Origin of the sequence: Paenibacillus sp. p3-SID1389 (assembly GCF_025151705.1) — a bacterium.
Taxonomy (GTDB): Bacteria; Bacillota; Bacilli; order Paenibacillales; family Paenibacillaceae; genus Fontibacillus; species Fontibacillus phoenicis.
This window is the reverse complement of sequence record NZ_JALXVO010000033.1, coordinates 39,178-49,034: the sequence shown is the minus strand read 5'-3', so window position 1 is coordinate 49,034 and position 9,857 is coordinate 39,178. Positions and strand designations below refer to the sequence as shown.

Genomic DNA, 9,857 nt, shown 5'->3' with positions numbered 1-9,857 from the left:
CCGTGTTCCGATGGCTGCAACACTGTATACCGCCTACGACACTTATCAAACGATAACAGATCCAGAATTGGAGCAACAGGAGAAGTGGAAGCAAACAACGGCCATCGTCTGGAAAGGAGCATGGGCTATTGTAGGCGGTGCAGTAGGCACCTTGGCCGGTCCGGGGTATGGATCGGTGGTGGGTGGATTTGTTGGTTATACCTTCGGCGAACTGACAAGTTCATGGGCAGAAAAAGCGGGTGAAAACCTGTTTCATATTTTTCATTAGTTTACATCAATTTGTATATTGGAATTACTTCAGCCTAAGCTGACAAGCTTAGGCTTTTTTCTACATTTAAAACTTATTACATATATTGATTATGTCATATTGAATGTTACACAAAAATGGATATATAAACCAATTTATTCCTAGAAATTTACACATATTAAGCCTTAGAGGTGACTTTTACAAAAAATATCTTGGAATTTTTCTTATAGCATATTGAATATATTCATTTATATCGAATATTATTAACACATAGAAAAGAAAACGCTTGCAACTAAGGGGGGAGTCTATCGCAAAGTTAGCAGCTTAGGAGTACAAGTCACTAGAATCCATCCAACGAAGCTTTAGGAGGTGAACACAGCATGGGATCCAGTAAATTACGCAAAATTTGGTATTTCCGGCACATCTACTTGTTTTTACTTCCGGCGATCATTTGGTATCTCATTTATGCCTATTATCCGATGTACGGCATTTTAATAGCGTTCAAAGATTTCAAATACAATCTGGGCATATTGGGGAGCCCATGGGCTGGCTTTAAGTATTTCGAACAGTTCTTAAACGATTCCAGCTTTTACGATGTCCTCCGCAATACCTTGTCCATCAGCGCGCTCAAACTGATTTTCGGATTTCCAGCGCCGTTGATCCTGGCCTTGATGCTCAATGCGGTGATGCACCGGAGGCTCAAGAGAGTGTTCCAAACGATTTCTTATTTGCCGCACTTCGTTTCGTGGGTTGTTGTCGTGACTTTGCTGCAAAAAATCCTGTCCCCGAACGTTGGGCTGATTAATGACATCCGGTATCAAATGGGGTTGGAACCGATCTTCTTTATGGGTAAGCCGGAATTGTTCTATCCGCTGGTCGTCATATCCGACATCTGGAAAGGGGTCGGTTGGGGATCGATCATTTATTTGGCTGCGTTAACGAACATCGATCCGCATTTGTATGAGGCTGCGGAAATCGACGGGGCCGGAAGGTGGAGTAAGCTGTTTAAAATTACGCTTCCGAGCCTGACGCCAACGATCGCGATCCTGCTCATCTTCTCGCTCAGCGGCATTCTGAACGCAGGCTTTGACCAGATTTGGCTGATGCAAACCCCGGCTACTTTAAGCGTGTCGGAGATATTGGACACTTATGTGCTTAAAACAGGACTCCAGCAAGGGCAATTAGCTTATTCCACTGCCATCGGTTTATTCAAATCAGCGATCTCACTTGGGCTCATTGTGCTTGTCAATTATATCTCCAGAAAAGTGAGCGAGGTATCGCTATGGTAATAAGCCAACGGCAAGCATGAGGAGGTTGTGCGCATGGGGGCAAAAAGGCTGACGTCGGCGGACCGAATCTATATGGTGCTTAACTATTCGGTGTTGTTTATATTTTGCGCCACGGCGCTGTATCCCTTTATCTATTTCCTGGCCCTTTCGTTTAATGACGGCTACGACGCGATGAAGGGCGGAATCTATTTTTTTCCTAGAGTCTTTACGTTAGAGAACTATGCAAAAGCGTTTACCAACCCATTGATCTTAAATTCGTTTTATATTTCGGTGACCCGAACCGTTATCGTTACGGTTGGCTCGGTATTGTTGACGGCTTTGCTGGCTTATGCGCTTTCGCGGAAAGGCTTGCCGGGCCGAAAGTATATCGTCTTCTTCTTTTTCTTTACCACTCTGTTCAGCGGGGGCTTGATCCCAACCTTTATCCTGTTCCGGCAAATCCACATTCTCAACACGTTTTGGGTATTGGTGCTGCCTTCCCTTTACAGCTTCTTTAACGCGATTATTATGAAAACCTTCTTTGACGGAATTCCTGAGGCTTTGTCAGAGTCGGCCCGGATCGATGGTGCCAGCGAGTTATCCGTATTCGCCAGAATCATCCTGCCGCTCTCGATGCCGGTGCTGGCGACCATTGCCTTGTTTGTTGGGGTAGGGGTGTGGAATGACTGGTTCACCGGGCAGTTTTTTATCCAAAATGAGAAATTACACCCTGCCGCGACATTCCTGAACAAAATGATCAGTGAAGCTTCCTTCCAGTCGATGACCTCGTCGTCGGGGAACAGCGGTTCTGCGATTCAGAACATGACCGAATCCCAGCTGGAGCTGCGGGGAGTGACTCCGGAAGCCTTGCGGATGACGTTCGTCATCATTATTACCACACCGATCATTTGTGTGTATCCATTTCTCCAGAAGTATTTCGTGAAAGGCGTATTGGTTGGTTCGCTTAAGGAGTAGTTGGTATAAAAGGCTAAGCCTTTTATATAAAAAATGTTCATTGAAAGGGGAGTAGCGTATGAGCAAAAACGGGTTGAGGAGCGGTTTTATCATCACACTGATCGCCTTACTGCTGACGGCATGCGCAGGGTCAGGCGGGAATAAGGAGGCTAGCACGGTTAACTCGGGTTCGAACGAACCGGGTAGCGTGAATGAGACGGGTGCCGAAGAATTTAAGCCTGTCACCTTAACGTACCTCAGCGCCTGGAATGGCGGCGGAGGCGCCTTCCCGCAAGATCAGGAGAATAATCCCGTAGCTCAAAAAATCCGGGAAAAAACCGGGGTCACTTTAAAACTAGAATCGATCACGACCAGCGAAGTAGAGAAACTGAACACCATCTTCGCTTCCGGCACAGTTCCGGATATCGTGAATGCCCCATTCTGGTCGACGACCGGGGGAGAAGGACAAGTTATCAAGAAGGCGGCCATGGAAGGCCAGATTCTGGACTTAACACCTTATCTGGATAAGTACCCGAATGTAAAAAGACTGGTGACAACCGGGATCGCCAAGGATTTTAACGAGTTCGATCTGAATAGCCCGGATTTTGAAGGAAAAACCTATCTCATTCCTACAGAAACTCCAGACGGAACCCCTGAGAGCATTCATAACTGGAACTATGGCCTTTATGCCCGGGGAGATATTCTGAAGGCGTTAAATGTCAAAGCCGAGGATATCGATACGCAAGAAGAACTGTATGATTTGCTGGTTAAAATCAGAGACGGCGGCTTTAAGGATATTGCCGGCAAACCGGTCATTCCGGCAGGTACGATGTGGAATGGCTGGGATTATGGCCAATTCCTTGCCGGTTGGTCAGACTACAACATTTCGGACTACCGTGAAGAAGGCGGTAAGCTGATCCATTGGACGCAATCCAAGGATCATGAAGAGCGGCTGTTCTACATGAGAAAGTTGTTAAACGAAGGTTTGTTTGACCTTGAAGCCTTCAGTAATACGAGCACAACGGCGAACGAAAAGCTGACGACAGGTAAGCTCGCTGTATTCGGTGCACAACCGATGTTAGCGGAGTTGTCTAAGACGCTGTATAAGACGAATCCGGAAATGCAATACGAGCTGCTTGGACCGATGAAGAATAAGCGCGGAGAAATTCGGACGCAAGTCGAGAAACCCGGACGTTCCGGCTTCCCCGTCCTGTTCTTAAGCGCGAACATCAAAGATCCTGATGCGGCGTTGCGTTACATTGATTATGTGAACAGTGAGGAAGGACGTTTGCTTGCCTACTACGGCATTGAAGGCACGCACTACACGCTGGAAAACGGGATTCCGCAATGGATTCCGGATGTGAAGAAGCAATTTGATGAGAATCCGGATCTGAAGAGAGACGCAGGGCTGAATTTCCTTCCGGGACGATTCATTGGCGCTTTCTCCGATTCCGTCACTTGGCCAACGCCAGAGGATCAAAAAACGCAGTGGCAAAAGCTGGAGGAGAGCTTCTCGGCCAGAATGCCGATCAAAATCATCGACAAGGTCAGCGCCAGCTACCTCGCGAGAGAATGGCCGAAATATGAGGAATACGTCAATAAGACCAGCAGCTTGAACTTTGATGATGAATTTAAGAAAGCACTGTTTGCCTCGTCGGATGAAGAAGCCTTAAATATGCTGCATAAAGTTCAAGAGAAATTTAGAGATGCGGGCGTAGAGGAAATGGCAGAGTTTGTGGCGCAAAAAGCGGCAGAACGGGATGATGTAGGGTTCTAACCCCTACTCATCCTGAAGATGAAGGAGGGAACGAGGATGTTAAACGTGGCGATGTTAAGTAAATGGCATGTGCATGCAGAGGATTATGCCAGAAAGTTGCAAACCCATGGGAACGTGAAGATCACCGCGGTCTGGGACGAACAACCTGAACGCGGCAGAGAATGGGCGGCCCGCTTAGACGCGGACTTTGAGGCGGATTTGGACACTCTTTTACGGCGGGAAGATGTGGATGGCGTTGTGGTAGATGCTCCTACGAGCATGCACGCCGACGTCATGGTGGCTGCTGCTCAGGCCGGCAAGCATATTTTCACCGAGAAAGCGATGGCGCTGACTACGGAGGAATGCGATCGAATTTCGGCAGCGGTACGTGAGGCTGGCGTTAAGTTCTGCATCTCCTTCCCTGCCCGCACGAGACCGCAAGAATTGTTCGCGAAGCAGCTGATCGATGACCGGATCCTAGGGGATGTTACGCTTCTGCGTATTCGGAACGGCCATGACGGGGCTTTGAACAATTGGCTTCCGGAGTACTGGTATGATGAGAAGCAAGCCGGTGGCGGAGCGATGATGGATTTAGGCTGTCATCCGATGTATCTCGCCAACTGGTACTTAGGGAAGCCGAAACGGATCACCTCCATGTTCCATTACTTCACCCAGCGCGCCGTGGAAGATAATGCGCAATGCTCCATCGAGTTTGCCAACAATGCGGTTGCTCTGGTCGAAACTAGCCTAATCACCTATCGGACTCCTTCTGCGCTTGAAATTTACGGCACGGAAGGCACGTTGATCATCTCGGATTCGAACGTGAAAGTCATCTCGAAGAAGTTCAATTCCCCCTTCTCCGGATGGATTACGCCAACACAGCTCCCTGCAGCGCAGCCGCTTCCGATCATTCAATGGGCGGATGCCTTGCTTGAGGATAAGCCGATGCCGTTCGGACTGGAAGATGGAACGAAATTGACGGAGCTCCTGGAAGCAGCCTATATCGCCCACAGGGAAAACCGAACGGTGGAGTTCAAATAGCGCGGAGGAGGGGAAACGGATGAGAACGGTAAAGGTTGGGATCATCGGTTGCGGATTAATTGCGAATGACAAGCATATGCCGAGTTTAGCGAAGGTGGACAATGTACAGATGGTGGCCTTCTGCGACTTGATCCCGGAAAGAGCTGAGGCCGCCGCGCAAAAATTCGGTACGCCAGATGCCAAGGTGTTCACGAATTACAAGGATCTGCTGGCGATGGAAGAGATCGAGGTTGTACATGTGTTAACCCCCAACAGTTCTCATGCCTCGATCTCCATCGATGCGCTCGAAAGCGGCAAGCATGTCATGTGCGAGAAGCCCATGGCCGTCACCGGTCCCGAGGCGAAAGCGATGTACGAGGCTCACTTACGAACCGGCAAGAAGCTCACCGTCGGTTACCAAAGTCGATCCAGCGCCAAGAGCCAACTGCTCAAAAAGATGATCCAAAATGGCGAGCTGGGAGACATCTATTTTGCCAAAGCGGTGGCTACCCGCAGAAGAGGCGTGCCGACCTGGGGCGTGTTCTTGGATAAAGAGAAGCAGGGAGGCGGTCCGATGATCGATATCGGAACCCATTCCCTGGATCTGATCCTCTGGTTGATGGATAACTACGAACCGGAAAGCGTCGTCGGCAGTGTGTTCTATAAGCTGAAATACACCGAAAATGCCGCAAACGAATGGGGCTCCTGGGATCCCAATGAGTTCGAAGTCGAAGACTCCGCGTTTGGCTACGTGAAATTTAAAAATGGGGCTACGGTAATTATTGAAACGAGCTGGGCCCTGAATATTGCAGACGGCGGAGGCAACCTGCTGTGCGGCACGAAGGGCGGGGCGGACTTTAATAACCGTAAACTGCGGATCAACGGCGAAAGAGACGGAAGCTTGTTCGTGAATGAAATCGACGTGGACCCAAACGCAAGAGAACTGTTCCGCGGGGAGAAGTTGACCGATTTCGAGTATGAAGCCAAACAATGGATTCACAGCATCGTCAACGACACGGAACCTCTTGTGAAACCAAGGGAAGCGATGATCGTGTCTCAGATCTTGGAGGCGGTCTATCAATCCGCGGAAACGGGGAAAATCGTTTATTTTGATCAGGAATAAGTACGCGAAATAATAAATCTCGTAATCCGTCCGTGAAGCGACAGCTTCACGGACTTTTTTGTGATTGTTTGATTCAATGGATGTTGTATCTGCCATTGCCTAATTTTTGTCTTTTGTAATTTTTTTAGCGGTAACTTGTGCTGGAAATGAATCATCACTTACTTCAAAGAACACTGTAACCTCATCACCTTTTTTATATTTTGAAGGTGTAATTACGATTGGTGGGCGGATGGCGTGGGCTCCACACCGGCGGTTGTCAAGGTGTATCGGAAGGGGCAACGCAAGTACGATCTCTGCAAAAAGCTGGATCCCGATTCCGCTCTGGGGGATGCGGGGTTGATGCAGAAAGCGGCGGAAAATCTGATCCTCTACAGCGAGCACACCTGGGGTTATTCCTCCTCCGTGTCGGAACCTTGGGAAACTCTGGTTGGGGAACTGGAGCACAAAAAATCTGCTTACGCGATCAATGGCAACACTGAGGTAGCGGATAATCTGGACCGGATTTTAGCGAAAAAAGGGGAGGTGGCCATCCGGCAAGACCGGCCGCAGCACTATCGAATTATCAATCCCCACGACATTCCGCTGGAGACGACCGCCAAAATCTATATCGAGTTTTGGGAGTATGTTGATGGGTTGAACTACAGCCTGGATGTTCCCATCGAAGTGTTTGATTTGGCAACAAATGAGGTGATCCCGCATCAGGTGAAGCGTATCGCCCGGGCCTACGAAATCGAAATCCCTCTTAAGGTGCAGCCCAAGGAGGAACGCAACGTCGGGGTTCGTGCGACTGGTCGCTATCCGAATGGCACCTCCCAGAGCCATGCCCATATTGGCGCGGAGGGGGTTGAAGATGTGCTGCAGCCTGGGGTGTTGCGCGAGGATGTGGCCTGCGTGGAGACGGCGTTCTACCGGGTGGAGTTTGATCAAAAGCGGGGGATTACCTCGATCATCGATCGGAAGACCGGAAAAAATCTGGTCCGGCAGGACGCGATCTACGCCCCGTTTAGCGGAATCTACGAGGTGACCGATATCCGCACCTCCCCGACGGAGGAACGCCGGCGAATGGGACGCAACCGTAAATCCCCGGCAACGAGACGGTATGAAGCTCACCTGACCGATATCCAAATTGTTGAGAGCGGGCCGTTGTTTGTCTCGCTGCAGCTCGACTACAGCCTGGAGGGCACGCGGTTCTACAAGGTGTTCCTGAAGCTGTACCGGGAGATCAATAAAATCGAAGCGATGGTGCGCATCCACAAGGATAGCGTGTGGGAGCCGGAAAACCTTTATGTGTCACTGCCATTTACGGCGGGCGACGATGAGGTGAAGTATGTGGACAAAACCGGCTGCATCCTTCGTCCGGGCATTGATCAGCTGCCCGGCAGTAATATGGAATTCTATCTGATCCAAAACGGATTGGTGATGGAAGCTGGCGAACGGCAGGTTCTGGTCGCTGTCAAAGACACGCCTTTGCTGACGTTTGGCCCCCTGGAAGCAAAACCGATCCAGCTATGCGACGGCAACAATTGGGAGCTGAACCGAGGGGAAACCTTTGCCTGGGTCATGAACAACTACTGGGAGACCAACTTCAAGGTTGACTTGGGCGGCTTTTATGAATTTGCTTTTACACTGTCCAGCCAGGAAAAACAGACAACCGAAGCAGCGATGCGCCTTTGCGAGGCTTATAACGAGGGCTTGCTCGCATTCTACATCTAATCGTTGAGGAGCACTTAGATATGAACAACACGAGATACCGCAATTATGACTTGGAGCCGGTATTGGACATCCCGGGCTGGGATGACCATGCTTTTTCGGGATGGGAAGCCATCCGGGAAGAGCTGAGGCGGCAAATGGATCAATGCCGTATATTCGTTTTTGATTGTTATCCAGGCACGGACAAAGAAGAAGTGGCTAGGGAGCTGGCGCTTTTGTCTCCAGCGCGGATGGTGGACTGCGAAACCTGCCTGTTGCCGCAGGAGCAGCTAGAACAGCTCTTTGCCCCCAGCCTTCCGCCGGATCCGGTTTTTGGTGTGATGTTTTACGGCAAGTTGGATTATTGCTTTGACCCCGCCTCTCTGGATGCATTGCGGACAGAAATTGAGCGATCCGATGGGCCAATCTTTCTCTATGGAACCGGCGCGTCGCTCGTCACCAAAGGAGATTTGCTCGTATACCTCGATTTGCCCCGTTGGGAAATCCAGTTGCGCTATCGCCGGGGAATGACGAACTGGCTAGCCGACAATCCCGATGCACCCATTCTGGAAAAATACAAACGCGGCTTCTTTGTCGAATGGCGCATGGCGGACCGGCATAAAGCTAAGTTGCTGGGAAGCTTGGACTATCTGATAGAAACCACCACGCCGGGGCAGCCCAACATGGTTACCGGGAACGCCTTTCGCGCCGCTCTTCAATCGGCGGCTTCGCGACCGTTCCGTCTAAAGCCATATTTTGATCCGGGGGTATGGGGCGGGCAGTGGATGCGGGAGAATTTTGGCCTCCCCGACGGACCGCCGAACTATGCCTGGAGTTTTGACGGGGTACCCGAAGAGAATAGCCTTCAGTTTCGCTTCGGGCAGGTCACCTTGGAGATTCCGGCGATGGACCTGGTGCTGTTCTGCCCCCGTCCTTTGCTGGGTGAGCGAGTACACGCCCGATTCGGGGCGGAATTCCCGATCCGCTTTGATTTGCTGGACACAATGGGGGGCGGGAACTTGTCTCTCCAGGTACATCCGCTGACCGAATACATCCAACAGACCTTTGGCATGCACTATACCCAAGATGAGAGCTATTATATTTTGGATGCAGCTGAAAACGGAGAGGCTTACGTATATTTGGGACTCAAAGAAAATGTGGACAGCGAACGCATGGCGAGCGATCTGTACCGCGCGAAAAGTGGAGAGGCGCCCTTTCCGGCAGAGGAGTATGTCAACAAAATCCCGGTCAAAAAGCATGATCATTTGCTTATTCCTGCAGGTACGATCCACTGCTCAGGCAAGGACACGATGGTGCTGGAGATTAGCGCGACCCCTTATATTTTTACCTTTAAGCTTTGGGATTGGGGACGTGTAGGCTTGGATGGTCTCCCTCGTCCTACCCATTTGGAGCATGGGTTAAAGAATATCCAATGGGATTGGGACACCGCTTGGGTCAAGGAGAATCTCATTCAACAGGGGAAAGTGCTGGAGGAAAACGAACACCTTAAAGTGGAGCGAACCGGCCTGCATGTGCGGCAATTTATCGAGACCTTCCGTTACACCTTTTCGCAGGAGGTAGAGATCGCCTGCAAGGACAGCGTACAGGTGCTGAACCTAGTTGAAGGAGGGCAAATTACGATCTACAGCAAAACCGATGCTTTTCCTCCTTTCGATGTTCATTATGCCGAAACTGCCATTGTTCCAGCAGCCGTGGGGACATACTCGGTCCGGCCCTCGGGAATTTCGGAAGGGGAGAAGGTCATGATCATCGTTGCATCGGTCCGCTGAGTTCGCTACA

The 9,857-nt window shown here is 50.3% G+C and carries 7 protein-coding genes and 1 pseudogene; all 8 read left to right on the top strand.

Going from position 1 to position 9,857, the window contains the following annotated elements:
* Window positions 1-268, top strand: a pseudogene (locus tag M3G15_RS14225) (hypothetical protein); the annotation flags it as partial.
* Window positions 269-627: 359 nt separating this feature from the next.
* Window positions 628-1,536, top strand: coding sequence for an ABC transporter permease (locus M3G15_RS14220; protein ID WP_260071310.1), 909 nt, complete (start codon window positions 628-630; stop codon window positions 1,534-1,536).
* A 33-nt stretch (window positions 1,537-1,569) separates the two neighbouring features.
* Complete coding sequence (locus M3G15_RS14215) at window positions 1,570-2,490, top strand: carbohydrate ABC transporter permease (RefSeq protein WP_260071309.1); 921 nt, start codon at window positions 1,570-1,572, stop codon at window positions 2,488-2,490.
* A gap of 58 nt (window positions 2,491-2,548) precedes the next feature.
* Complete coding sequence (locus M3G15_RS14210; RefSeq protein WP_260071308.1) at window positions 2,549-4,246, top strand: extracellular solute-binding protein; 1,698 nt, start codon at window positions 2,549-2,551, stop codon at window positions 4,244-4,246.
* Window positions 4,247-4,282: 36 nt separating this feature from the next.
* A complete protein-coding gene (locus M3G15_RS14205) occupies window positions 4,283-5,266 on the top strand; it encodes a Gfo/Idh/MocA family protein (protein ID WP_260071307.1) in 984 nt (327 codons plus the stop codon).
* A 19-nt stretch (window positions 5,267-5,285) separates the two neighbouring features.
* On the top strand, window positions 5,286-6,368 hold the full coding sequence (locus M3G15_RS14200) for a Gfo/Idh/MocA family protein (protein ID WP_260071306.1): 1,083 nt from the start codon (window positions 5,286-5,288) through the stop codon (window positions 6,366-6,368).
* Between the two features lie 234 nt (window positions 6,369-6,602).
* Complete coding sequence (locus tag M3G15_RS14195; RefSeq protein ID WP_260071305.1) at window positions 6,603-8,081, top strand: glycoside hydrolase family 38 C-terminal domain-containing protein; 1,479 nt, start codon at window positions 6,603-6,605, stop codon at window positions 8,079-8,081.
* Between the two features lie 20 nt (window positions 8,082-8,101).
* Window positions 8,102-9,847 (top strand): class I mannose-6-phosphate isomerase, encoded by a 1,746-nt coding sequence (locus tag M3G15_RS14190; protein ID WP_260071304.1) that lies wholly within the window; start codon window positions 8,102-8,104, stop codon window positions 9,845-9,847.
* The last annotated feature ends 10 nt before the right edge of the window (window positions 9,848-9,857 follow it).

Excerpts from the sequence above, each read along its gene's own strand:
- M3G15_RS14220 (WP_260071310.1), top strand. The coding sequence starts at position 628 with ATGGGATCCAGTAAATTACGCAAAATTTGGTATTTCCGGCACATCTAC.
- M3G15_RS14215 (WP_260071309.1), top strand. The coding sequence starts at position 1,570 with ATGGGGGCAAAAAGGCTGACGTCGGCGGACCGAATCTATATGGTGCTT.
- M3G15_RS14210 (WP_260071308.1), top strand. The coding sequence starts at position 2,549 with ATGAGCAAAAACGGGTTGAGGAGCGGTTTTATCATCACACTGATCGCC.
- M3G15_RS14205 (WP_260071307.1), top strand. The coding sequence starts at position 4,283 with ATGTTAAACGTGGCGATGTTAAGTAAATGGCATGTGCATGCAGAGGAT.
- M3G15_RS14200 (WP_260071306.1), top strand. The coding sequence starts at position 5,286 with ATGAGAACGGTAAAGGTTGGGATCATCGGTTGCGGATTAATTGCGAAT.
- M3G15_RS14190 (WP_260071304.1), top strand. The coding sequence starts at position 8,102 with ATGAACAACACGAGATACCGCAATTATGACTTGGAGCCGGTATTGGAC.